Source organism: Allobosea sp. 05T433 (assembly GCF_056396065.1).
The window spans coordinates 140278-165283 of the sequence record NZ_JBFTKS010000015.1; the positions used below are offsets into that span (position 1 = coordinate 140278).

Here is a 25006-nt window from a genome sequence, read left to right on the forward strand (position 1 = left end):
GGCGACTGTGAAGCGGCCACCGGATCGGGATGGCGTGGGCAGTGCAGATTCCACGTTTGGAATCGGCTGGTTGGCCAAAGCATCTCCATCGGAATACTAGGCCACTCCTGCAGTAAAGGACGGTCGATTATTGAGGTTCACCGATGTGGATTGTTGTGCAACAATTGTGAGGTGAAATGCCGACCTCGGAGGACACCATGCGACTAGGGCTTGCATCCACCGCCGTCCTTGCAACCTGCCTGGCTACGTCTGCCTTCGCCGCCGATCTTCCCAGCCGCTCCGCGCCCCCGGCCCCGATCGTCTACGCTCCCGTCTTTACCTGGGCCGGCTTCTACGTCGGTCTCAACGCCGGTGTGGGCTGGGGCGGGTCGCGTGACGTCATCGTCACCGGGCCGACGACTGGCTCCTCGGGAATCCTGAGTGGCGGTGGCGGCGACGGCGCGTTCGTCGGTGGCGGCCAGATCGGCTATAACTGGCAGTCCGGCGCATGGGTCTACGGTCTCGAGACCGATATCCAATATGTCGGTTCGAGCGGCGATGTGTCCTGGGGGCAATACACCTGGTGGGCAAACAGAGGCGGTGGTGACGGCGGCTATTTCGGCACCGTGCGTGCCCGCGTCGGCTACGCCTTCGATCGGACCCTGGTCTACATCACGGGCGGTCTCGCCTATGGCGGGCTGAACAGCAACCCGCTGACCGGCAACACGACGAGCAATACCGGCTGGACCATCGGCGGCGGCGTCGAATATGCCTTCACCAATAACTGGACCGTCAAGCTCGAAGGTCTCTACGTCGATACCGGCGAGGGCCGGCGAAACAGGGCCTTCACCAACCCGGCGGGTGGCGTGCTCCCGGCCGGGCTCTATACCGCGACCACCAATGGTGGCGGTAATGGCGGCATCGTTCGCGTCGGCGTTAACTACAAGTTCTGAGTCGCGCATCCTGGATCTGCAAACAGCCCGGACCATGCGCCGGGCTGTTTCCGTTTCTTCGACCTCGCGGCGGGTGGGCCGGGCAATTCGACCGCATCATGTCGAGCGAGATGAGAGCCGGGGATTCGAGCGACGCCCGCCGATCGGCAGCATCGCGGGCGAGATGATCAATGGTGCCAATTCTGCGGCGTAGCAGGCAGATCTCCCGTGACCTCGACATGGGCGGCGCCGGTCGTCGACGGAAATTCCCGATAGGAGAACCTGAGATCGAGGAGATGGCCATCATCGGTCAGCAGCTGCACATCCGCGCGGCCGAAGACGGTCTTCAGTGCGGGAAAGGCCAGCCGGACCTCGCCGCAGCTGGTCACTCCGATCGGATCCTGGAAGAAACCTTCAAAATCGTAGGATGCACGGCCGATCTTGATGCCGTTGCTCATCAGGGCGCCTCGCCCCGAGATTCCACCGAGATAACGCATGATCGTCTCACTTCACGGTTCATAGGTGTGACTAGGCCTGCTTATCCTTCTCCAGGGCAGCTGTAAGTTCGATCGGATCCACGAGGATGATCTGCGAGGAACCGCGTGAAAATTCGATGGCCGGGATCTGCAGCATCGTGGCGGTCCGGCGAAAAGCCCGGAACGACACGCCCACGATCTCTTCTTCGTCGGTGACGACCCGATAGGTTCCGGCCGGCTGAGGATCCGACAGCGCGCTCAACCTGAAGGGATGGCTGAACGTGATCTCCGTTTCGGTGGTCCGGTCCGTCATGATCCGCACCTGCCATTCCCTGCCAATGCTAACAGAGCCGCCTGCTCGGCTCTCTTCCGGACGCCGCGGTTATTTCAGGTTGCCGAAATGGTTCGTTTGCGTGACGCTGGCGCGGATCTGGAGTTCTTCGATGGCGCGCTCGTGGCCATCGGCGCCGCGCACCCGATATTGCCGCTGTCCGTTCTCGCTCGCCGGAAGCACCCGTATGATCTCGTATTTCCCGACGCCGGTTCTGTCGAAGAAGCCAAAAGCCAAGCTGATGACATCGCCTGCCTTATAATCGGTTGTCATGACATGTGTCCTCGATGCCCGATCCATTGCGCGCCTTCTCATTCGACGAAGCCAGATGGCCGATGAAGGCCGCCCCATCGTGGCGATGGCCCATGATCAGGAGATCCACGATGTCTCCGTCGTCCCGGATCAGGTGGATCGGAAAGGCGAACTGGAGCGGGTCCGTCCGGCTCAGGTTCGCGACAAGATGCCCGGAACACATGTCCCTGGCATTCAGTGACGTTCTGAAGCTGAATGATGCCGGCTGGCGCGTGCCGTTGCGCCAGATGATCTGGCCATTGCCTTGCAAGACGAAAATCCAGTGCCGACCGGCGCCACAATGACACCGCGACCCGCTCTCGGTTCAGTGCGAAGGGAGGCGACAATCCACTACGCGCTTCTTTCAGTCGCTAAGCAAGTTCTAAGGCCGCGTCATCTTCGCACATACATCGTTCCAGCCCCTCGGCCGATTGTCTTAACCCTGATTTGCTTGATGATTTCAATTATTCCGGCCTGGCCGAAGGCATGACATATGACGACGTCGATGCTTACTTTGAGCCAGGCGCAGGCGGAACCTTTTTCCAGCCTGCGTAGCCGATTTCTCGCGCAAGCCCGTGCCCGGAAGACTTCCTAGCGTTCCATGGCGCCCATCAGCGCAGCGATCCTGATCGTCGCGAAATTGCAGAACGTGTCGGAGACCGCGTAGGGCAGGATGATGTGGTCGTTATGGCGTATCGCGCCGCAGGTATAGACGACATTGGGAACATAGCCTTCACGCTCGGACGGTTCTGGCCGGACGAGCGGCTCGCGGGTCCGCGCGAGGACCCTCGACGGATCCTGCTTGTCGAGAAGAACCGCTCCGATCGCGTATTTCCGAATGGGCCCGACGCCGTGGGTCAACAGCAGCCAGCCTTCGTCAAGCTCGATCGGGGAGCCGCAGGTGCCGATCTGAACGAACTCCCATGCAAATTGGGGCCTCAGGATCACGACCCCACCGTTCCAGGTGAAGAGGTCATCGGAATAGATGAGATAGAGGTTCTCATTGTCCTGCCGCGCGATCATGGCGTAGCGCCCACCGATCTTGCGAGGGAACAGCGCCATGCCCTTGTTCGCGGCCGCGGTGCCCCGCAGCGGCGACATCCGAAACGACAGGAAATCGCTGGTCTCGATCAGTTCGGACCGGATCGCCCGGCCGTCATAGGCCGTGTAGGTCGCCCGAAACACCGTCCTCCCATCTTCGTCAAACGCGACGAAACGTGCGTCCTCGATGCCATTCGATTGAGATGCGGTAATGGGGAAGATCACCCGCTCGCTGATGTCGCCATCGGGCGAAAATGCGACCTCGACATCGTCGCCGTCGAGGCGCGCCATGCGGTTGCGCAAGGTGGCGATCGAAGCCAGCCGCGATGTCGGATCGACACTGATGCTGCAGTCATTCGCGATCGAGCCCGAGCGGAAAGTCAGGGACGAGATATGGCCCTCGCCAACCGCGCGAACGCTCAGGATGAAGCGGCGCCCGCCTGGAGGAGCGCCGGACTGGTCAGGGTGCGAAACGATGCTCGGGTTGAAGAGCGCCGCTGCTTCGAATGAATTCTCCTGGAGAAAGTAGGCTCCGACCAGCTGACGCTGAATCCTGGTGAAGTCGCAATGCGTTGCGAATGCCTCCTCCATCTCATCGGCGCGCTCCTCGAATTTCTCCAGCAGGTTGCGGTGTCGGCCCTTGAAGTTCTCCAAGACGTCGGAGAGCAGGCTCTCGGCCGTATCGGCATCCAGCGCCAGGACCCGGCCGACGATATGATTCGCCCGCGTCTTGTCGATTGGGCTGAGGTCCCTGGGCTCGACCGCGGGGCCGAACCGGCGCACGACCACCCTGGAAGGATCGGGGCGCAAATACAGGGCCTGGCGGTTCAGGAAAGCGGGCTGGGACAAGGCGACCCCAGTCTGTTCGTGCGCGCTGGCGGAAGGATCAGGCATGGAGGACCCGAAGCGGCGCCAGTTTCGGGCGGTCCCCGCTGATGCGGGCCTGCTGGCGAATCTCGGCGAGGCTGAGAAGATAGGATACCACGGATTCGCCCCCGCGGTTCTCGTTTGCGCGGTCGCGGTGCAGGCCGTCCCGGCAGGCGCCGGTATCAAGATCGACCAGCGGCACCGAGAGGTCGTTATGGCCGAGGAACCAGGCGAAGGCACGTGCGGCCTCGGTCCGCCAATGCGGATCGCCATCGGCCCGACAGGCTGCGAGGCAGGCTGAGATTGTCGCCGTGGCCTCCAGCGGCTGCTGATCAAAGGACCTCGGTGCACGGCGCTTGTCGCCGAAACTGTCGGAGCCGACAGGCCTGAACAAACCCGCGGGCGTCGTCTGCAGATCCGCGAGCCAGCGCAGCGACCGCAACCCGGCCTCGAGATAGGCTGGGACCTTCATGGAGGTACCGGTTGCGATCAGGGCCTGAGGCAGGCGCGCGTTGTCATAGGAAAGCCCGTCCTCGAACCACACCCAGTTCGGTGTCTCGACCGCCGAGAGCAGGGCGAGCAGGCGATCGGCCAGCAGCGGGCGCAGCCAGATGGCAGTCGGCGGCGCCCCGGCGACGGCGCAATAGGCGTCGAGGCCGAGCAGGGTGAAGCTCCAGGCGCGGGGCGAGGTGAAGCTCTCGACGATGGGCAGGGCTTGTGCGAACAGGGCGGCTGCCCATTGCCGGCGCGACGGGCTGACATCGCTGCGCGCGCATTCGCCCAGCGCCCAGAGCGTCCGGCCATGACTGTCCTCGGAACCCGTATCTTCCAGCCAGCGCCGGTCGAAGCTCATGAAATTGCGGAAGCGTCGCGTGTCGGGATTCCAGGCGTGCTGGACGAAGGATGCGTAACGCGCCGTCAGCGCGTCCGTAAGCTGCCGTTCGCCGGTGCTGCTCAAGGTGCAGGCGAGGAGGAGCGCGCGGGCATTGTCATCCACGCAGTAGCCATGCGCGCGATCCGGCACGGAATGGACGGCATGCTGGAACAATCCGGTATCGTCGCACATGGACAGGAGATGTCCTGTCTGCATCTCCGGAGGCGCAGGAATCTGCGGCGAGGGCGTTGTCATGATGGGGCTGGCGACGACGCTCAGCACCCGGCCCCGACGCGCCGTCTCAAACGCGGCGAGATAGCGCTTGGCCGTTCGTTCCCATGTCATCGAACGGCTACTGGCATAGGCACGCAGCCGCATTGCCTGGCGCCTGTCGACATCGGTCAGCAGTCCCGCGATCTCGTCGCCGATGGCAACCGCATMGCCGAAGGGCACCAGAATGCCGCGCCCATCAGCGAGCAGTTCCTGTGCGTGCCAGTAGGGCGTCGAGACGACGGCTTTCCCGAGGCCGAAACTGTAGGCCAGCGTGCCCGATGTCATTTGCGCCTCGTTGAGATAGGGCGTGACATAGACATCGCACATCGAGATGAAGCCCAGTAGCGTCGCCTGATCGACGAACTGGTCGAGGAAGACCACATGATCCTCGACGCCGAGTTCGCGCACGCGGCTCATCAGGCTGGCGCGATAAGCCTCGCCCTGGTCGCGGACGAGATTGGGATGCGTTGCACCCAGAACCACATAGACCGCATCGGGGCGACGCCGCAGGATCGCCGGCATCGCGTCGATCATCACCTCGATGCCCTTGTTGGGCGACAGCAGACCGAAGGTCAGGATGACGGAGCGGCCGCTGAACCCGAGCCTGGTCTTGGCGTCGTCAGGTGCGAGAAAGGCGACGTCGGGAATGCCGTGCGCGATCACCTCGATCTTGTCGGCAGGGAGTCTGTAGACGGTCCGCAGCAGGTCACGGCCCTTCTCGGCCATGACGACGATGCGCGTCGAGGCGTCGACAATCTGTTCCATGACATCGCGCTGCACCGGCGTCGGCTCGGACAGGACGGTGTGGAGTGTGGTGGCCACCGGCGTCTTCAGCCGCGACAGCAGCGCCATGATGTGGCCGCCGGCCTCTCCGCCGAAGATGCCGAACTCATGCTGGAGCGAGACGATGTCGAACCGACCATCATTCAGGAAGTCGGCGGCCCCTGCATAATCCTCCAACCCGTCGTCGCCGACCTGATAGTGGACGGAGCGTGGATAGTCGTAAGCATGACCATGGTCGTTCATGGCCACGATCGAGGTTTCGAGATCCGAGCCCGACAAGGCGACCGCCTGTTGCAAATCCGTCGTGAAGGTCGCGATTCCGCAGCGACGCGGAAGCGAGTTGCCGATGAAGGCAATGCGGTGGAGCGGGCTCATGGTCGGGCCTCCGTGAAGGGGTTGGACGGACCCGCCAGCGTCGGGAGCGGCAGGGGCGGCTGAGGCGGCTGGGAAACGGCGTCGCCTGGCGCATTCGCATCATGCGCAGAGACGGCATGCAAAAGGTCGGGGCAGGGGCTTGTCGCGTCATAGGCCACCAGACAGGTCAGGCCTTCGCCCCCCGCCTCGATGCGCATGCTGTCGGCCTCGATGAAGCAGCCCTCGCCGGCGACTGCTTGGAACGCCCCGAGCCTGGCGGTGCCAGCGATGATGACCAGCCAGGTCTCTCTGCTTGCACTGAGGTTCCAGACCGATCCCGAAGCCAGATCAAACCGCTCGAGGACGAAATACGGGCTCGCGACGAGCAGGGTCCTGCAATCGCCAAGATACCGCACTGGGGCTTGCCCTGCGGCGGGCGCGGCCAGGGCCGCTGCAACGCCGTGCTCGATGTGAAGTTCGCGTTGGCGGCCATGGTCGAACAGGCGGAAGGTCGTGTCGCTTCGCTGCTGGATTTCCGCGAGGACAAGCCCGGGGCCTATCGCGTGGATCGTTCCGGCCGGCACGAAGATGACGTCGCCCTTGCAGGCCTTGCGCCACTGCACGAGGTCGGTGATGGAGCCATCCTCGATGGCGGCCCGCAGTTCTGCGGGCGTATGGGCCGATTTCAGCCCGACGCCGATCGTGGCATCCGGTGTCGCGGAGAGAATATACCAGGCTTCGGTTTTGCCGTGAGGGAGCCCCATAGCTTGCGCGAAAGCGTCGTCCGGATGCACCTGGATCGACAATGCCTCGCGCGTGAACAACAACTTGAGCAGCAGGGCGGGCTCGGCCGCGTGAATGTCGCGGCGTTGAAACCAGAGTTCACCGATGGCGACGCCGTCATGCGCGACCTCGCTCCAGGGCAGGAGATCGGTCGACCCCCAGGGTTTGGGCATCGCATGTACGCAGGCCTGTTCGAGCGCCATATCGGTCTCCTGGTGCGCATCGCCAGTGATCGAGCGACGGCTGTCGATCGATGCGGCAATGGTCGGCGACGGCTTTCAATGGCGCCTGGCGAGGGACAAAAGGCCCGCCGCAGGCAGCATCATGCGCTCGTTGGGCGCATCAAACAGGCCAGATACCGCTCCAACGCTGGAGCAGGACCGCGGCCCGGATAGCTGGATGATCGCGCGTCGCGCGGTCCTCGATGGATCAGGTGCTCCGCTTCATGGGAGGACCTGCGCGCCAGGGCTGAGACCGGCTAGCACGGCTCGGTTCTTAGCAAGGGTGCCGTGCAGACGGATCTCATCATCCATTGCGCGTCGCCTCGAAAGGCACATGCCCTCATTCGGCAGAGTTGCACGACTGACGCCATGCCGGAACACGCGGCCCGCAGCATAAAGTCTGGCCGCACACGATCGTTCCCGGCCTTGTCCTTGAGCTGGCCCCAAGCAGCCGGCGCACACCAGGGAGTGTCGCCGACAAAATAATGGCGCTTCCTGACATGAGAACAATTCACTACGGACGAGATTTAACCTAAATTATGAGGTGAATTTTAAAAGTATCGAGAAAGTCGATCGCGCCGCTATATAGCGTGAATAACTCAGGAAAGATCCATAATTATTTTTTGGATAATACCGACGTTCAGGATGAGATCAAATATTGAGAGATTGGATCGAGGTTTTCCAGCGTGCCGCCTTGGTTGGCATGGCGGCACCCCTTCGAGACCGGAAGCGGGAAAGTTCTGATGGATCGGCAAGACGCAGCAGAGCCCGCGCAGTCCGACTTGCCTATGGCCTTAGGGCGACGGCGAGGTCCGGCCGATCCGTCGTGAAGGCGCTCACGCCCGCGGCGAAGGCCTGCTTGATCTCCGCCTCCTCATGCACGGCAAAGAGACCGTAGCGGATCGCCTCACGCCGGCAGATCTCCGCATCGGTGTCCTGGGCTTGCGAGATGCGCACCGCAATCTCCGGAACGCCCGCCATGCGCGCCTTTCGGCACAAGGCACCGAGATCTCGCGTCGGCGCGGCGAGCGTCTTCTCGGCGATCAGCCAGATCAATGGCGTGGCTGGCGCCAAGCTGGACAGTTCTTCCAGCGTCGCGAGATCGAACGCGGTGAAGGTCGTCCGGTCGAGCAGGCGCGTTTCCGTGAGCACTTCGACGATCTGGGCCTCGATCCCGGGATAGCGGCTGCCGTCGTGCCGGTTCTTCAGCTCGATGCGCAGCTTGATGCCGCTCGGCTCGAGAACGTCGAGCACTTCGTCAAGGCTCGGAATGGTCTCGTCGCTTGTGCGCAGCAGCGCCACCTCCCGGAGGTCGGCCCAGTCCTTGTCCGCGATCGCTCCGGTGCCGGCAGAGGTTCGGCCGAGCAGCGGATCGTGATGGACGAGCAGCACGCCGTCGCGACTGCGATGGATGTCGAACTCGATGAAGTCGACAGCCATCGCGGCGGAGTTGCGGAAGGCGAGGCGGCTGTTCTCGGGCCAGAGTCTGGCTCCGCCGCGATGAGAGGCGATCTCTGTCATGTCACCGTCACAGTCCAAGAGGTTTTCTGCGTTGCAAGATAAATTGCGATATCAAGAGTCAGCAATTTATCTTGCATAGCTCCGAAGAGCTTGTCTACCTTGGGCGGCATTGGGAGGGTTGCATGAGCCTGACGGAGATTATCGCGGCGCACCGGGACGAACTGACCGAAGCCGATCGGCGGCTGATCGAGGTTCTCCTGGCTGACCAGACAGCGGGCAGCTTTCTGCCGGCGCACAAGGTCGCAGGGCAGGCCGGCGTGCATCCCTCGACTGCGGGCCGGCTCGCACGCAAGCTCGGCTTTGCCACCTATCGCGACATGCGCGGCGCCTTGCAGGACGCGGTCGTCGCCGATCTCGACGCGTCGGTTCGCGTCCGGCGCCGGCTCAGCCGCGTCCGCGGCGATTCCCTCCTGGGCTCTGTCGTCGATGGTGAAATCCGTGCCCTGAACGCGGTGGCTGCGCAGATTTCGGATGCCGATATCATTGCCGCCGCCGGTCTGCTGCGCGACGCCGGGCGGATCCTGGTGGTCGGCGAGGGGCATGCGAGCAGCCTGGCGGACCTGTTCGTGCGCCGTCTCGTCAGGTCCGGCTACAGGGCGGCAGTGGTCGCCCATGCCGACTGGCAGGCGGCTGACCAATTGCTCGGCCTCGCCGCCGGCGATGTCGTCGTCGCCCTGGTCTTTCGCCACGAGAGCCCGGCGGCCGCGCGGATCATCGCCTATGCGCAAGGCATCAATGCCGGAACGCTCTTGATCACGGACCGGCGCACGGGTGTGCCGGATTGCGACGCGCAACTCGTTGCCGACCGTGGCGAGCAGGGCGAATTCCATTCGCTCACCGTCCCGATGGCGATCTGCAATACCCTGATCCTGGAACTGTCGCGCACCGACCGCGGTCGCTCGCTGAAGACGCTGGCAAAGGTCGAGACGCTGCAACGGATGTTTCGCGGCAAGCCGGGATAGCGGCTGCGGTGTCGCGCGTGATCGGACCACTGAACAAGGACCCCGGTAGCGGGGCGCCCCAAGGGAGGATGCAATGGCAAGAGCGATGAAACGCAATGCAGGGCTTTGGGCGGTGCTTGGCGCGGGGCTGGCTGCATCCATGCAAACCGGCGCGTCGGCAGCGGAGCGGCCGGCCCTCACGGTGGCTGTGAACGAACTTGCGCGCTCGCTCGACCCCGGCGAGAACACCGGCAATGTCGACGTCCGGGTCTATTACTCGATCTTCGATACGTTGATCCGGCGCGATTTCGCGCATCCGACGGCGGACGGCGGTGCGAAACTGGTTCCTGGGCTGGCGGAAAGCTGGTCCTGGAGCACGCCGACCACCTTCGACATGAAGCTGCGCCGCGGCGTCGTGTGCCATGATGGCAGCCCGTTCAACGCTAATGACGTGCTGGCGACGTTTTCTGCCGATCGGCTTTGGGGGGCGAAGTCCTATTATCCCGATGGCCGCGTCTATTTCGGCAATTTCACCAATGTCGAGAAGCTCGACGAGTTTACGATCCGGATCACGACGGCCCAGCACGACCCGATCATCGAGCACCGCCTGTCGAGCTACATGTCCTTCGTCATTTGCGACGAGGCCTGGAACAAGTTCAGGACGGAGGGTGTCGAAGCGAAGACCTGGATGGATCAGGCGGCCAAAGCGCTGCGCTGGAAGCCCGTCGGCACAGGCCCCTATAGCTTCGTCGACTACCAGAAGAACGACCGCATCACGCTTGCCGCGTTCGATCGCTATTTCGAGGGCGCTCCCGCCGCGAAATCCATCACCTTCCGCTCGGTTCCGGAGGTCGCAGCCCGTGTCGCCGGTCTCGTCGCGGGTGATTTCGATATCGCCGTCGAGATCCCGCCGGACCAGTGGGACGGCCTCAAGCGCTACAAGGATGTCACGCTGAAGACGGAGCCGCTGGAGAACAGCCATGTGCTCCAGTTCAACACCAACGACCCGGTGCTCTCCGACAAGAAGCTGCGCCACGCGATGAGCCTGGCGATCGACCGCAAGGGGCTGATCGACGCTCTCTGGAAGGGCCAGACTTATGCGCCCAACGGCCACCAGCTGCCGAGCTTCGGGCCGATCTATGTGAAGGAGAACAAGGGCTATTCCTACGATCCCGTGCTCGCCAGGAAGCTCCTTGCCGAGAGCTCCTACAAGGGCCAGGAGATCTCCTACAGGCTGATCCCGAACTACTACCTCTATAATGTCGAGGCGGCGCAGGTCATCCAGGAGATGTGGCGCGCAGTCGGCATCAATGCGCGCATCGATTTCGTCGACAGCTTCAAGGATGTCCGCAAGCCCGGTGCCCAGGTCTTCGCCTGGTCGAACACCTATCGCGTGCCTGATCCGGCAGGCGCGATCCTGACCCTGTGGGGCCCCGATACCGACAACCAGAACACCTGGAAATATTACGGCGCGAGCGCTGCATTCAACGAGGCCGCCAGGGAGCTGCTCGCCGAGACCGAAGAGACCAAGCGCAAGGCGCAGTTCGCGAAGCTGCTCGTTGCCTTCGAGGACGATATGCCGATGACGATGCTCTACAACCCCGTCACCGGCTACGCGCTGAAGAAGGGCATCAACTGGACGCCCTATAGCCAGTACTACATGGACTTCCGCCCCTCGAACCTGTCGATCGGCGCGAAGTGACGGACACGGACCGCATCACGGAAACCGGCGAGGGGAGCGACACGCTCCTCTCCGTCGAGGATTTGACGGTCGGCTTCCGCACCGCCGCCGGCTATGCCGACATCCTCCATTCCGTCTCGTTCTCGGTCCGTCGCGGCKCCACGACATGCGTCGTCGGCGAGAGCGGCAGCGGCAAGAGCGTCTCCTGCCAGGCCGTGCTCGGCTTGCTGCCGCGGAACGGCCGGCGCGTCGGCGGGCGCATCCTGTTCGAGGGGCGCGATCTCGCCCTGGCGAGCGAAAGCGAGCTGGAGACGATCCGTGGACGCGGCATCGGCATGGTATTCCAGGACCCGCTCGGCTCGCTCAATCCGCTGCACACCGTCGGCACGCAACTGCGCGAGACCCTGCGGCTGCACAGCTCGCTCTCCGAGCCGCAGCGCCAGGCGCGCGAGCTCGAGCTGCTGCGGATGGTCGGAATTCCCGAGCCCGCACAAAGATTGGCATCCTATGTCCACCAGTTCTCCGGCGGCATGGCGCAGCGCGTGATGATCGCGATGGCGCTGGCCTGCGAGCCGCGTCTGCTGATCGCCGACGAGCCGACGACGGCACTCGACGTGACGATCCAGGCGCAGATCCTCGACCTGCTCAACCGGCTGAAGGCCGAGCTGGGCATGGCGATCCTGTTCGTTACCCATGATCTCGGGGTTGTCGCCGAGATGGCCGACGATGTCGTCGTGATGCGCCATGGCCGCGTGGTCGAGGCCGGCCCGGCCGAGCGCATCCTGCAGGCGCCGGAAGCGCAATACACGCGCGAGCTTCTGGCCGCGATGCCGCGCCTCGATGTCTCCGCGCCGGTCTATCGCGAGCGGGTCGCCTCATGAGTGAACGGTCGGAACCGCTGCTGCGGGTCTCGAAGCTGCGTCGCCATTTCGGCGGCGGACGCTCCTTCTTCCGGTCGCAGCAGACGATCCGCGCCGTCGAAGATGTCTCGCTCATGCTGCGGGTCGGCGAGACGCTCGGCCTTGTCGGGGAATCCGGTTGTGGCAAGTCCACGACCGGCCGGATGATCGTCGGGCTCGAGCGCCCGAGCGGCGGCGAGATCGTCTTCAAGGGGCGCGACCTTGCCGGTTTGAGCCCGGGCGACTGGCAGCGGCAGCGCCGCGACATCCAGATGATCTTCCAGAATCCGCAATCGGCGCTCGATCCGCGGCTGAGCATCGGCCGGCAGATCCGCGAGCCGCTCGACCTGCACGAGATCGGAGATCGGGCCGGTCGGGATGCCGAGGTCGCGCGCCTGATGCGGGCGGTGGCCCTCCCGCCGGAAACGGCCGGACACTTTCCCCATCAGATCAGTGGCGGCCAGGCGCAGCGCGTCGTCATCGCCCGCGCGCTGGCCATGAAACCCAGCCTGATCGTCTGTGATGAACCGGTCTCGGCGCTCGATGTCTCCGTTCAATCGAAGGTGACCGAACTCCTGCAGGAGCTGCAGGAGCGGTTCGATATCGCCTATCTCTTCATCTCCCACGATTTGCGCGTAGTGAAGCAGCTCTCGCACCGCATCGCCGTGATGTATCTCGGCCAGATCGTCGAGGAGGGGCCGACGGATCCGGTCTACCGGCAGCCGCTGCACCCCTACACCATGGCGCTTCTGGCCGCGATTCCCGATCTCTCCGCGCCCAGGCGCACGCGATCGGCCCGGCTTATGGGCGATCCGCCGTCGCCTGCCAATCCGCCCCCGGGCTGTCATTTCCACACCCGCTGYCCCTATGCCCGCCCGCGTTGCTCCGTCGAAATGCCGGTGCTGCGGGAAGTCGAGGGTGGCCGCAGCGTCCGCTGCCATTTCTCCGAAGAACTGAGGGCAGAATCGTGAACCGGCCGCTTGTCATTGCCCATCGCGGCCACTCCGCCGGCTACCCGGAGAATACGCTGGAGGCCTATCGGGCGGCGATCGCCGCCGGGGCCGATCTCGTCGAGACCGATGCGCGCCTGACGGCGGACGGCGTCGTCATCGCCGCGCATGATCCAGATCTGGCGCGGCTGGCAGGCAGCACGGCGGCCATCGCGACAACCACCTACGCGGAGCTGGCGACGATCGCGCGCTCGAGCGGCATCCGGCTCGCGACCCTGGCCGAGGCGCTCGCAGCGATCTGCCCGCATCGACAGGCCCTGATCGACGTCAAGACGCAGGATCTGACGATCATCGACGCGGTGATCGCGGTGATCGATGGGGCAGGGCTGCGCGATCGGGTATGGATCGGTGTGCGCGACGTCCTGCAGGTCGCCCACGCCCGGCTCCAGATGCCGGGCGTCCGGGTGCTCGCCTTCCTTCCCGATAAGGCAAACCCGGACCATTTCGCGGCAGCCGGAGCGAGCGCCTTCCGGATCTGGGAAGGCGGTCTCGACGGAACGGTCGCGACAGGCCTGCTCGGGCATGTGCCGGTCTGGGTCACGGCGGGAGGGAGCGGAACCGGGCGCCGTGTCGGAGATGTCGATGCCGATGGCCTTGCTGCCATCCTGGAGAAGTCGCCGCAGGCCGTGCTGCTCAACGACCCCGACCTGCTCGTCGGAACACAAAACCGCGTGGCGTCGTGATGCCGGGCCGTCATTTCCTGACCAAGCTGGCGCGCGGCCTCCTGACGGTTTGGCTGATCGTGACCCTGACCTTCGTCGCGCTGAACCTGTCGGGGGACCCGATCGATGCCCTGGTCGGAGACCAGGCCTCGCCCGAACTCATCGCGCATTACCGCGAGAAATTCGGGCTCGATCGACCCCTCTGGCAGCAATACGTCTCCTATCTCGCCGGCATCGCACAGGGCGATTTCGGCCTCTCGCTCTCCGATCAGCGCCCGGCGGTGGAGCTGATCGCAGGTGCGCTCCCCCATACGCTGCGGCTTGGACTGACGGCCTTCGTGCTTGGCCTCATTCTTGGTGTCGGCTTCGGCATCGTCGCGGCGCTGAACCGCAATCGGCCGGTGGACCGGCTGGTGATGAGCTTCGCCGTGCTCGGCTTCAGCCTGCCGAATTTCTTCCTCGGCATCCTGCTGATCCTGCTGTTCTCGCTGCACTGGCGGCTGCTGCCGAGTTCGGGCGACGCGACGGCCCTGCACCTGATCCTGCCTGCTGTGACGCTGGGCACGCATTTTGCGGGTACATTCGCGCGTTTCACCCGCTCGGCGATGCTTGAGGTCCTGAACAAGCAATATGTCGTAGCGGCCCGCGCCAAGGGCGTGCCGAGCATGCGCCGCGTGCTCTGGCATGCCCTGCCCAACGCCGCGATCCCGATCGTCACCATCATCGGGCTCAAGCTCGGCGATCTCGTCGCGGGCTCGATCATCGTCGAGACGGTGTTTGCGGTCCCTGGCGTCGGTCGGCTTCTCGTCAACGCGGTCACGTCGCGCGATTTCGCGCTGGTCCAGGCGATCCTGATCATGGTCTCGGTCACCATGATCCTCGCCAATCTCGCGGTCGACGCGATCTACACCCTGATCGATCCGCGCATGCGCGCTGCACGTTCGGAGAACTGAGATGGCGATGCCATGGTCCTTCCGTCGGGCTGACGACACTCCGGTGCGTGCGGAAGCGCGCTATCCCGTCCTCGTCGTCGTTGCCCTCGTCCTGCTGGCGCTGATCGTTGTCGTCTTTCTCTTCGCGGACTGGCTGGCGCCCTATGACTACCGCGCGCAAGCGCTGCTCAAGCGCCTCAGGCCGCCGGTCTTCCTCGGTGGGACGACGGATCATCTGCTCGGCACCGACGAACTCGGCCGCGATGTCCTGAGCCGCCTGATCTACGCCATCCGCTTCAGCGTGCTTGTCGCACTCGGCGGCACCTTGATCGGCGCCCTGATCGGCACGGCGCTCGGGTTCATCGCGGCGCATTTCCGCGGCTTCGTCGAGGAAGCGATCATGATGCTGGCCGACGTCCAGGCGTCGCTGCCCTTCATGATGATCGCGCTCGCGCTGATCGCCATGTTCGGGGGTGGCTTCCTGCTCTTCATCGCCATCATGGGGTTCTACGGCTGGGAGGTCTTTGCGCGGCTGACGCGGGGCGTCGTCATCGCCGCAAACACGCAAGGCTATGCGACGGCCGTGGTCGCGCTCGGCGCGCCGGCGCGCCATGTCTATCTCCGGCATATCCTCCCCAACATCCTGAGCGTGCTGATCGTTCAGTTCACGCTCAACTTTCCGCAGGTGATCCTGCTCGAAACCTCGCTCAGTTTCCTTGGCCTCGGCATCCGCCCGCCTCTGACCAGCCTTGGCCAGATGCTGGGGGCAGGGCGCGCCTACCTGACMACCGCATGGTGGATCGCGATCCTGCCCGGCATGGCGATCTTCCTGACGACCATGTCGATTTCGATCATCGGCGACTGGGTCCGCGACAGGCTCGACCCGACGCTGCAATCACGCTGAGCGAGCAGGCGCGGCCCCCTGCCATCGTTCGGACTGGTTGCGTCACGGCCAATATTTCGGTTGCACCTGCACAGTGGCCGCCGCCAAATGTGCGGATGCAGCAGGAGGAATCGCCGTGCGTGGCACAGGCAGCTGGCAGGTCGTTGCGCAGGCGGAGGCAGGCACCCCGGCAGGCGAGCCGCCTGACGCCGCCTACGAGGCCCGTTCGCTGTCCGACTGCGGCGATGGACCAGGGCCCGACTGGCCCCATCGCACGGCCAAGCGGCTGATTCAGGAGCCGGCCGATGTCGCGATCACGGCTGCGCTGGCCGAGATCGGCGCGCTTGCCGGTGCCGACCGGGCCTGGATGTTCGAATATGACGCCGCGCTGCTCCGCTTCCGGAACACCCATGAATGGAGCAGGCAGGGCGTTCGCTCCTTCGTCGAGGACCTGCAGAACACGCCGGTGACGATGATTGCCTGGCTGCAGCAGTTCCTGGTCTCGGGCAAGGCCGTGATGATCAATCGGGTTGCCGACTTGCCGCGTCCGGCCCGCCAGCTCCAGGTCGAGATGCTGCGCCAGGGCGACCAGAGCGTGCTTAGCGTCCCGGTCTTCCATGATGGGCAGCTGCGTGCCTGTATCGGTTTCGACGCGACCACCGCAGCCCGGCGCTGGCAGCAGGCGGATATCAGGGCGCTGTTTCAATGCGCGGAGCTTATCGCGCTGGCGCGTTACGGATCGCACCGCAGCGCGCAGGCGCTGGACGGCCCGGCGAAGGCGTTCGCACCGTTGATCCATCTGCGCCGGCAGGGGCAGATCATCGGCGTGGAGCCCCATGCCATTCTCGGCGTCCGCTCGGCGCGCGACTATGCCAAGGTCTGGCTGAAGGACGGCTCGACGGTCCTCGACCTGCGCCCGCTCGCCCTCTGGACCGGGCTGCTGCCTTCGGCCTCCTTCCTGCGCGTGCACCGCACCGCGATCGTCAATCTGCATCATGTCAGCGGGCTCGACCGGCGCGACGGAAATGGCTGGAAGATTGCGCTCGGCCAGCTCGCGGACGCCTGGCCCGTGTCGCGCCCCTACCGGCAGGAATTGCGGCAGCGACTCGGGATTTGAGCGCCGGCCGCTTCGCGTAACGTAACCTCCTGCCGCTTTACCGATTTCTCACGATGAAACCTATCGGCAAGGGCATTCATCGAACCGGCATGTCGGTTGGTCGAATTGAGCTTGCCTCCCGCCCGGCACGCCAACCCGATAGGCGAACCGATCAACCGATTCACGCTTTGCCCATGCCGCTCCGCCGCACCGTCACCGCTCCAACCTCCAGACGCATCCCGGGACGCAAGGCGGCAAGGTTAGCCGTCGTCTCTTTGTTGGCCGTCGTGCTGTCCGCAGGCTGGCAGCGCCAAGCCGCTGCCGAAGATCTGGCCCTGCAGGATGCGGCATCGATGGCCGGCGTCGCGATGTTCCTGAACGCGCGCGCTCCGGGGCTGATCCTCGCCGTCGTCAGGGGCGAGGACAGCGTCATCGCGGGCTATGGCGAAGCCGCGCCGGGCAGCGGCAAGGAGCCCGACCGCCGATCGATCGTCCGCGTCGGTTCGGTTTCAAAGGTCTTCGCGGCCGATGTGCTTGCCGCGATGGCCGCAACCGGGCAGCTCGCCCTCGACGCTCCGCTCAGTCGCTATGCCCCGCCCGGCAAGGCTCCGCTGGATTTCGCCGACCGGCCGATCACGTTGCTCGACCTCGCAACGCATTCGGCTGGACTGCCGCGCGAAATGGCCGATCCAGCGACGCCGGCGGAAGAGAAGAACCCGTTCGCGACCTTCAAGGCATCCTATTACTGGGACTGGATCTCGGGTCATCGCCCGGCCTACCGCCCCGGCACCACCGCGATGTACTCCAATTTCGGCTTCGGCCTGCTCGGCGACGCGCTCGGCAGGGCCGGTGGCAAGCCGTTTGCCGAACTGGTGCGCGAGCGCATCACCGCGCCGCTCGCCATGGCGGACACGGGCTTGCGTCTCTCGGAGGCTCAGAAGCCCCGACTGATGACCGGGCTCGATCCGTTCGGCAAGCCCGATCCGAACTGGGAGGCAAGTGAGGTGATGCAGGCCAGCGCCGGCATCTACACCACCGCCGAGGACATGGTGAAATGGATGCGCTGGCATCTGGCCGATGACGCGGCCGGGCGCCCGGCGCGGACACTCGCGCATGCGCTCTGGCGGCCCCATGACGGACTTGCGCGCCTCGTTGGCGTCGAGGCCACGGATTCCGACGGGATGGGATTGGGCTGGATCGTCAGCCCGGCGCGCGAACGCGTGCCGCTGCTGCTCGGCAAGAGCGGCGGCATCGGCGGCTTCATGAGCTATGTCGTGCTCTCGCCCAACCGCAAGCTCGGCATCTTCGTCGTCGCCAGCCGCGTCGACTTCGCCATGTTCGGAGGGATACGGCAGGCGGTCCGGGATCTCGCTGCCGAACTCGTGCCCGCGGCAGAAGGGCGCTGAGCGTTGCGGACGGCAGGGGCATGACGGCGGCGCGGCCGAGCCTGGCCTTTGAAATCAGCCGGCGTCCTGACCGGACGCCGATTGCAAGCTTGCGCGGATATCACGGCGCGGCATTGTCGCAGAAGCGGGCTGCGCTGCGCTCGTCCACGGCCATCGCCGGAGCCCTGGCCGGGGGCGTCATGCTCGGCGCCATCCTGATCGGCGCATCTCCGGCCGCAGCCCAGTCGCTGGGCGGCGGCGGCGCGGGCGGCCGCCATGGCGTCAGCAAGCCTGTCGCTGGCGGAGCGGGCGCCGGCTCGGGATTGTTCGCGGGCGGGGGAGGCGGCGGCGGCGGCGGCCGGCACGGCGACAAGCGCAGCGGTACTGCCAACGGCGGCCTGGGCGGAGCCGGGGGTAGCGGCGCGCATGCCAAAGGCGGCGGCGATGGCGGCGGTGCCGGTGCCATCGGCTTCGACGGCAGGAGTGGTTCCGGCCCGCTACCGGGCGGCCAAGCGATCACGGGCGGTGCCGGTGAGGCAGGCGCGGTTGGCGGAGACGGCAGCGACGGCCAGCCCTTCGGTGGCATCTGGGGGCATGACAGCGGCAGCGGCGGCGGCGGTGGCGGCGGTGGTACCGGCGCGATCCTGAGTGATCCGAGCGCGAGTTTCGTCACCGCGCCGATTCTCGGTGGCAGCGGTGGCGCGGGCGCGAGAGGCGGCAAGGCCGGCACCGGTGCCGTCGGCCTGGTTGGACCGATCCCAGGGGCAGGCTATGGCGGTGCGGGCGGCGGTGGCGGCGGTGGCGGCGGCGGCGGGGTCGGGCTGGTGCTGCTGCAGTCCGGAGAAGTCCTCGTCAGGTCGGTGATTTCGGGCGGCAATGGCGGCGCAGGCGGTGCCGGCGGTACGGGCGGGGACGGCGCGGGAGGTGTGCTCGGCCAGAACTGCCCTCCGGGCCTGCCCTGTTTCCTCTGGGGAGACGATGGCGGGGACGGGTATTATGGCGGCAGCGGCGGCAATGGCGGCGATGGCGCAGCCGGGCTCTATGCCTCCGGCTCCGGCCCGATCATCGTCCAGAACCAGTCGGTCATTCGCGGCGGTGACGGCGGTGCCGGGGGCATCGGCGGAACGGGGGGCGGGGGCAAGAACGGCGGCGACGGAGGCCATGGCGGCAGCGCCGGCAATGGCGGTGACGGTCTCGTCCTCGCCGCCGGCGGAAGCCTGGAGGTTCAGGCCGGAGGACTCGTTGCCGGCGGCAAGGGCGGCGCTGGAGGGGCGGCCGGCGCGGCAGGATATGGGTCGTACAATATCGATCCCGGCCATGATGGCACTGCGGGCCAGAACGGGCGCGGCGGGCGTGCTGTGTCGGGCGGCGGCGGCGTTCGGATCGTCACGGCCGGGCAGATCGAAGGCGGGCTCAATCCCGACGGGTCGCGTGCCGATGCCATCAATCTGAGCGGCGGCGGCAATACGCTGGAATTGCAGGCGGGCTATCGCATCCTCGGCACTGTCGTCCTGACCCGCGACGACAGCAATCCAAACACGCTCGTCCTCGGAGGCTGGCAGAATGCCGGTTTCGACTTCGGCGCATTGGGCAATGCCAGCCAGGCCTTCGGCACCTTTGCGAAGGACGGCCCGGGCACCTGGACCGTGACGGGCGCGGCGAGCTTCAGCACGATCAGCGTCAGGAATGGCGGGCTCGTCCTGTCCGGTGCGGCGGAATTCTCCAGCACGACGGCGGTCATCGCGCCTGATGCGGGCTCCCATGCTGCCGTCACGATCTCCGGTTCCGCGGCCAAATGGAACAATGCTGTCCCCATGGTCGTGGGCGACAGGGGGGATGCGTCGCTGACCATCACGAATGGCGGTACCCTGACCAGCCTGTTCACGCTCTTCCAGCCCCAGCTCGGGATCGCCACGATCATCGGCAAGGAGGCCGGCTCTCGCGGCACGGTCCTCATTTCCGGGCCAGGGTCGCACTGGAGCAATTATTCGGCGCTGTACCTCGGGATCGACGGCTCAGGTCATATGACGATCGCCAATGGCGGGAGCCTCGACAGCTATGGCGAGACGATCATCGGCGGCAAGCCCGGCGCGCCCGGCTCCGATGCCGTCGTCACGGGTGCAGGCTCGCGCTGGACCGTGCATCGCGGCCCCGGCTACCTCGAGCGCGCCGAACTTGGCGTCGGCAGCACGAGTTCGCTGCTCATCTCCGATGGTGGTCGGGTCCAGAGCGACACGGTGGCGGTCGCCGGCAGCCTCGTCGTCACAGGTGCCGGTTCCGTGCTGACCACGGTCAATTCGGATGCCCTCTATCATGGCGTCGAGGCCTTCACCCTGTCGGGGCTCGGCGGCGCAGCCGCAACCGCGACGGTCTCGGATGGCGGGCTGATCGATACCGGCAAATATGTCATCGCCTTGAAGGATTACGGCCCCAGCTCCTTGAACATCGGTGCTGGTGCCGGGGCTCCGGCAGCCGCTCCCGGATTCCTGAAAACCGGTGGCGTGCAAATCTCGACAGCCGGTGCGCTCGTCTTCAACCACACGGCGTCGGATTATCGCTTCGATGCGGCGCTCTCCAGCGCCAGCGCGGGCGCGGGGACGATCCGGCTGCTCTCGGGCACGACGATCCTGACGGGCGACAGTTCGGGTTTCTCGGGCGCTGTGACGGTGGCGAGCAGCACGCTCAGGATGGCGGGCTCGGCGCGTCTCGGCGGCGCCATCGCGCTCAATGCTGGCGGCCGTGTCGAAGGCGAGGGCAGCCTGGGTGCGATCACGATCGGCAATGGCGGCACCCTGGCGCCCTCCGGCCCGACCTCGCTGACCGTCAACGGCAACCTCACGGGGAATGCAGGCGGCACCATCAGGCCATCGGATGCCGCCCCGCTCATCGTCAACGGCACGCTGACACTCAACGCCGGCAGCAACTACGATTACCAACTGCGCAGCGCCGACGCCCCCCCGATCGACTCCGCCACGACACAGGTCAATGGAAACCTCGCCCTCAATGGCGGGATACTGAACATCGGCGCCGGTTCTCAGCCCATGATCGGCTTCCATCGTGTCTTCACCTATACCGGTGCCCTCTCCGGCGGCGGCCTCGGCATCGGGAGCACGCCGGCGACCAGCCCGTTCGCCTATGACTACAGAATCGACATCTCGCAGGCGGGCAAGGTCGACCTGCTCGTCCAGCAGAACGGCCTCAACATCCTGCAACTCTGGGGCACGACATCGGCGGGCGGCGCATCCGGCACCTGGAATGCCGGAAGCCAGAACTGGTTCGACTATGCCGGCGCCACTCCGACGCAATGGGGGAGCGGCTACGGTGTCTTCCGCGGTCCGGGCGGCACCGTTACCGTTGACGGCCAGCAGAACCTCGTCGGGCTGCAATTCGCGGGCGGCAGCTACACGCTGGTCGACGGGGCCGGAGGCAGCCTGAACCTGCGCGGCTACAATAACGGCAGCTTCGTCATCACGACGCCGGAGATCCGCGTCCTCGACGGCGAGACCGCAACGGTCGCCCTGACGATTACTGGCTCTGACGGTCTCGCCAAGACCGGCGACGGCACGCTGATCCTGTCTGGAGCCAATACCTATACCGGCGGCACGGAGATCGGGGGCGGCACGCTTCAGATCGCCGATGACGGCAATCTTGGCGGTGCGGGCGGCCTCACCTTCGACAATGGCGCGCTCCATACGACCGCGAGTTTCACCTCCGGCCGCAGCATCGCCTTGCGCGACACCGGCGCCATCGACACCGATACTGGCACGACGCTGCGGCTCACCGGGGGGCTCGGCGGCGCGGGCGGGCTGATCAAATGGGGCACCGGTACGCTCGCGCTTTCAGGCAGCAACAGCTGGTCCGGCGGCACGCTCATCACGGCCGGAACGCTGATCGCAGAGAGCGCCGGAGCCCTGCCAGGGATGACCGGCTACGTCCTGACCGGCGGCAGGCTCGATCTCAACAGCTATCATCTGGCGATGAGCCAACTCGCCGGCACAGGCGGCGAGATTGCGCTCGGCACGGCTACGCTGACCGTCGACCAGGCCGAGGACAGTGCCTTCGCCGGCAGCATCACCGGCGCCGGACGGGTCGCGAAGGCAGGTGCGGGCACGCTGTTGCTGACGGGGACGAGCAGCTATTCCGGGGGCACGGCGATCCGCGGCGGCACTTTGGCCATCATCGCCGACGCCAATCTCGGCAATGCATCCTCCAGCCTTGCATTGAGCGGGGGAGGCCGGCTGGCGACGCTCGCCGACATCACCAGCAGCCGCGCGGTCACGCTCACCGGCTCGGGCACGATCGAGACCATCGCGGGCACAACCTTGGCCCTCGGTGGGGCAGTCAGCGGCACTGGCAGCCTGGTGAAGGACGGCTGGGGCACGCTCGCACTGACAGGAAGCGCCAGCCATGGCGGCGGCACGACGATTGCGGCCGGCATGCTGCAGATCGGCAATGGCGGGACCTCCGGCGAACTCGCCGGCGATGTCGTCAACAACGCCCTTCTGAGCTTCAACCGCACGAACGACTACGTCTTCGCCGGCGCCATCTCGGGCAGCGGCAGCGTCGTCCAGTCCGGCAGCGGCACGACGATCCTGACCGGCAATAACAGCTATTCCGGCGGCACGGTGATCAGGGCTGGTGTGCTCGAGGTCGCGTCCGACGGCAATCTCGGCGCCCGGGGCACGGCGATCAGCTTCTTCGGCGGCGCGCTGCGCTTCGGCACCGCGTTCGACACCAGCCGCACCGTGCTGCTGCTGGGCAACGGCACCGTCGATACCAATGGCCGCGACGCGACGCTGACGGGTGGGGTCTATGGCTTCGGCGATCTGATCAAGACCGGGGCGGGAACGCTGACGCTGACCGGCACCAACTTCTATCGCCGCACCGTCGTCGCGGCGGGCAGGCTCGTCGGCGACGCAGCCTCGATCTCCGGCGACATCGCCAATAACGGCACGGTCGTGTTCGATCAGCGCAGAGACGCCAGCATCGCTAGCGTGTTCTCCGGGACGGGACGGTTCGACAAGACCGGCCGCGGGGGGCTCGAATTGCGCGGCGATAGCGCGGGCTATTCCGGCACGACCACGGTGTCGGCGGGCATGCTCGTGGTCAATGGTTCCCTTGGCGGCGAGATCGACGTGCTCGCTGGCGCCAGACTTCAGGGCAGCGGTTCCGTCGGCGCAACGACGATCCGCTCCGGCGCGACGATCGCGCCCGGCAACTCGATCGGCACGCTGACGGTTACCGGCGACATCGCGTTCGAGCCGGGCGCGAGCTATGAGGTCGAGGTCGATGCCAGCGGCATGTCGAGCGACCTGATCCGTGCCGGTGGTGCGGCACGGCTCGGCGGCGGCTCGGTGGTGCATCTCGGTGAGGACGGCAATTATCGAGCGAACCAGCGTTATACGATCCTGACCGCCGATCGGGGCGTGCAGGGCCGTTTCGACGATGTCAGCTCGCGCTATCTCTTCCTCGATCCGACGCTGGGCTATGACGCGACCAGCGTCACCTTGACCTTGCTGCGCAACGACCTGCCTTTCTCCGCTCTCGCACAGACCCGCAACCAGACCCAGACCAGCCTCGGCCTGGAGAGCCTCGACGAGGCCAATCCGCTCTGGCAGCGCTTCACGCAGTTGCGCGACGAGGATGAAGGCCGACGCGCATTCGACAGCCTGTCCGGCGAGATTCACGCCTCGGCCAAGACCGTGCTGATCGAAGGCAGCCAGATCGTGCGCAGTGCGGTTTCCGACCGGATCCGCGCGGCCTTCGACGGAATCGGCGCGCCGCATATCGCGACGCTGGCCTATGCTTCGGGCAACGGGGCGATCTCGACGGCCCCGGCGGAAAGCCTGGCGCTATGGGCGCGCGGCTTCGGCTCCTGGGGGCAGACACAAGGGGACGGCAATGCCGCCTCGCTCACGCGCTCGACCAACGGCCTCGTCGCCGGCCTCGACCTCGCTGCCACGGCGGATAGTCGGGCCGGCATCATGGCGGGATATTCGCGCTCGCATTTCGAGGTGGCGCGCCGCAGGTCGCAGGCGGACGCGGACAACTACACGATCGGCCTCTATGGCGGGGCCCGCTTCGATCGTCTCCGCCTGACCGGCGCGGCGAACTTTACCTGGCACGATCTCTCGATGCGGCGTTCGGTCTCCTTCCCTGGCAGCGGCGAGCAGCTTCTGTCGGGCTACGGCGCCCACTCCCTGCAGGCCTTTGGCGAGATCGCCTATCGTCTCGACTTCGGGCCGGGCGTGTTCGAGCCGTTCGCCAATCTGGCCTATGTCAACCTTCGCAGTGATGGCTTTCGTGAGACGGGCGGCATCGCCGCTTTGTCCGCGGGCCCGCAGACCACCGCCGTGACCTTCGCCACGCTCGGCCTGCGTGCGCAGACCAGCGTCGAACTCGGCAGCAGCACGGTGCAGCTCAACGGCACGCTCGGCTGGCGCCATGCTGGCGGCGACCTGACGCCACTCTCGCTCCAGGCCTTCGCCGGCGGCGCCCCGTTCTCGATCGCGGGCGTTCCGATCGCCCGCGATGCGCTGGTGGTCGGCGCGGGCATCGGCATGAAGCTCACGCCGGCGGCCGAGCTCAGCATCGCCTATGATGGCCAGCTCGCGCGGGGCGCCACCGACCATAGCTTCAACGCCAGGCTTGGAATGAGGTTCTGAGGGCAGGGGACGACCGCGCACGCAGGAACGTTCTCGGCCCGACGGCAAATCGCTCATGGCGCAGGACGCGCCGACGCGATCGGCTGCCGCCGAGAGCCCGACCGGCCAACTCGCCTGGTAGGAACG

The 25006-nt window shown here is 65.9% G+C and carries 19 protein-coding genes; 12 read left to right on the forward strand and 7 right to left on the reverse strand.

The features are described 5' to 3' along the window. The first annotated feature begins 197 nt into the window (after window positions 1-197). On the forward strand, window positions 198-932 hold the full coding sequence (locus tag AC1DGP_RS20895; RefSeq protein WP_441507759.1) for an outer membrane protein: 735 nt from the start codon (window positions 198-200) through the stop codon (window positions 930-932). Window positions 933-1099: 167 nt separating this feature from the next. Here AC1DGP_RS20895 and AC1DGP_RS20900 read toward each other — a convergent pair whose 3' ends face one another. The 3 genes from AC1DGP_RS20900 to AC1DGP_RS20910 all read right to left on the reverse strand — a co-directional run bounded on the left by AC1DGP_RS20900 (window position 1100) and on the right by AC1DGP_RS20910 (window position 1991). Further along, on the reverse strand, window positions 1100-1408 hold the full coding sequence (locus tag AC1DGP_RS20900) for a hypothetical protein (RefSeq protein WP_441507760.1): 309 nt from the start codon (window positions 1406-1408) through the stop codon (window positions 1100-1102). Between the two features lie 31 nt (window positions 1409-1439). Then, window positions 1440-1700 carry a hypothetical protein gene (locus tag AC1DGP_RS20905; RefSeq protein WP_069882796.1) on the reverse strand — a complete coding sequence of 87 codons (261 nt, stop codon included), beginning with the start codon at window positions 1698-1700 and terminating at the stop codon, window positions 1440-1442. Between the two features lie 69 nt (window positions 1701-1769). Continuing rightward, a complete protein-coding gene (locus AC1DGP_RS20910) occupies window positions 1770-1991 on the reverse strand; it encodes a hypothetical protein (protein WP_441507762.1) in 222 nt (73 codons plus the stop codon). Between the two features lie 55 nt (window positions 1992-2046). On the opposite strand from AC1DGP_RS20910, the gene AC1DGP_RS20915 reads away from it, so the two are divergent. Continuing rightward, the gene (locus AC1DGP_RS20915; RefSeq protein WP_441507763.1) at window positions 2047-2211 is read left to right on the forward strand and encodes a hypothetical protein; all 165 of its coding nucleotides are present in this window, start codon (window positions 2047-2049) and stop codon (window positions 2209-2211) included. A 389-nt stretch (window positions 2212-2600) separates the two neighbouring features. On the opposite strand, the gene AC1DGP_RS20920 is transcribed toward AC1DGP_RS20915, so the two are convergent. From AC1DGP_RS20920 to AC1DGP_RS20935, 4 genes are all read right to left on the reverse strand, one after another. After that, window positions 2601-3899 carry a glycoside hydrolase family 130 protein gene (locus AC1DGP_RS20920; RefSeq protein ID WP_476832492.1) on the reverse strand — a complete coding sequence of 433 codons (1299 nt, stop codon included), beginning with the start codon at window positions 3897-3899 and terminating at the stop codon, window positions 2601-2603. A 37-nt stretch (window positions 3900-3936) separates the two neighbouring features. Continuing rightward, complete coding sequence (locus AC1DGP_RS20925) at window positions 3937-6222, reverse strand: glycosyltransferase family 4 protein (RefSeq protein ID WP_476832493.1); 2286 nt, start codon at window positions 6220-6222, stop codon at window positions 3937-3939. Then, window positions 6219-7187 (reverse strand): class I mannose-6-phosphate isomerase, encoded by a 969-nt coding sequence (locus AC1DGP_RS20930; RefSeq protein ID WP_441507766.1) that lies wholly within the window; start codon window positions 7185-7187, stop codon window positions 6219-6221. The genes AC1DGP_RS20925 and AC1DGP_RS20930 overlap by 4 nt, the downstream gene beginning before the upstream one ends. An 804-nt stretch (window positions 7188-7991) precedes the next feature. Further along, on the reverse strand, window positions 7992-8726 hold the full coding sequence (locus AC1DGP_RS20935; RefSeq protein WP_441507767.1) for a glycerophosphodiester phosphodiesterase family protein: 735 nt from the start codon (window positions 8724-8726) through the stop codon (window positions 7992-7994). Between the two features lie 122 nt (window positions 8727-8848). On the opposite strand from AC1DGP_RS20935, the gene AC1DGP_RS20940 reads away from it, so the two are divergent. From AC1DGP_RS20940 to AC1DGP_RS20985, 10 genes are all read left to right on the forward strand, one after another. Beyond that, window positions 8849-9688, forward strand: coding sequence for a MurR/RpiR family transcriptional regulator (locus AC1DGP_RS20940; protein ID WP_476832494.1), 840 nt, complete (start codon window positions 8849-8851; stop codon window positions 9686-9688). Window positions 9689-9773: 85 nt separating this feature from the next. Beyond that, the gene (locus AC1DGP_RS20945) at window positions 9774-11369 is read left to right on the forward strand and encodes an ABC transporter substrate-binding protein (protein ID WP_441507769.1); all 1596 of its coding nucleotides are present in this window, start codon (window positions 9774-9776) and stop codon (window positions 11367-11369) included. After that, entirely contained in the window at window positions 11366-12229 is an 864-nt protein-coding gene (locus AC1DGP_RS20950; RefSeq protein ID WP_476832495.1) for an ATP-binding cassette domain-containing protein, read from the forward strand. The genes AC1DGP_RS20945 and AC1DGP_RS20950 overlap by 4 nt, the downstream gene beginning before the upstream one ends. After that, window positions 12226-13218, forward strand: a complete 993-nt coding sequence (locus AC1DGP_RS20955; RefSeq protein WP_441507771.1) for an ABC transporter ATP-binding protein — start codon at window positions 12226-12228, stop codon at window positions 13216-13218. The genes AC1DGP_RS20950 and AC1DGP_RS20955 overlap by 4 nt, the downstream gene beginning before the upstream one ends. Further along, window positions 13215-13940 carry a glycerophosphodiester phosphodiesterase gene (locus AC1DGP_RS20960; RefSeq protein WP_441507772.1) on the forward strand — a complete coding sequence of 242 codons (726 nt, stop codon included), beginning with the start codon at window positions 13215-13217 and terminating at the stop codon, window positions 13938-13940. The genes AC1DGP_RS20955 and AC1DGP_RS20960 overlap by 4 nt, the downstream gene beginning before the upstream one ends. Continuing rightward, window positions 13940-14872: an ABC transporter permease gene (locus tag AC1DGP_RS20965; RefSeq protein WP_441507773.1), complete on the forward strand. Its 933-nt coding sequence runs from the start codon at window positions 13940-13942 to the stop codon at window positions 14870-14872. The genes AC1DGP_RS20960 and AC1DGP_RS20965 overlap by 1 nt, the downstream gene beginning before the upstream one ends. Before the next feature lies 1 nt (window position 14873). Further along, window positions 14874-15755, forward strand: a complete 882-nt coding sequence (locus AC1DGP_RS20970; RefSeq protein ID WP_476769651.1) for an ABC transporter permease — start codon at window positions 14874-14876, stop codon at window positions 15753-15755. Between the two features lie 115 nt (window positions 15756-15870). Next, window positions 15871-16851 (forward strand): LytTR family transcriptional regulator DNA-binding domain-containing protein, encoded by a 981-nt coding sequence (locus AC1DGP_RS20975; protein WP_476832496.1) that lies wholly within the window; start codon window positions 15871-15873, stop codon window positions 16849-16851. Between the two features lie 173 nt (window positions 16852-17024). Then, window positions 17025-18236 carry a D-alanyl-D-alanine-carboxypeptidase/endopeptidase AmpH gene (ampH, locus tag AC1DGP_RS20980; RefSeq protein ID WP_441507775.1) on the forward strand — a complete coding sequence of 404 codons (1212 nt, stop codon included), beginning with the start codon at window positions 17025-17027 and terminating at the stop codon, window positions 18234-18236. Between the two features lie 20 nt (window positions 18237-18256). Continuing rightward, window positions 18257-24880 carry an autotransporter domain-containing protein gene (locus AC1DGP_RS20985; protein ID WP_476832497.1) on the forward strand — a complete coding sequence of 2208 codons (6624 nt, stop codon included), beginning with the start codon at window positions 18257-18259 and terminating at the stop codon, window positions 24878-24880. Window positions 24881-25006: the final 126 nt, after the last annotated feature.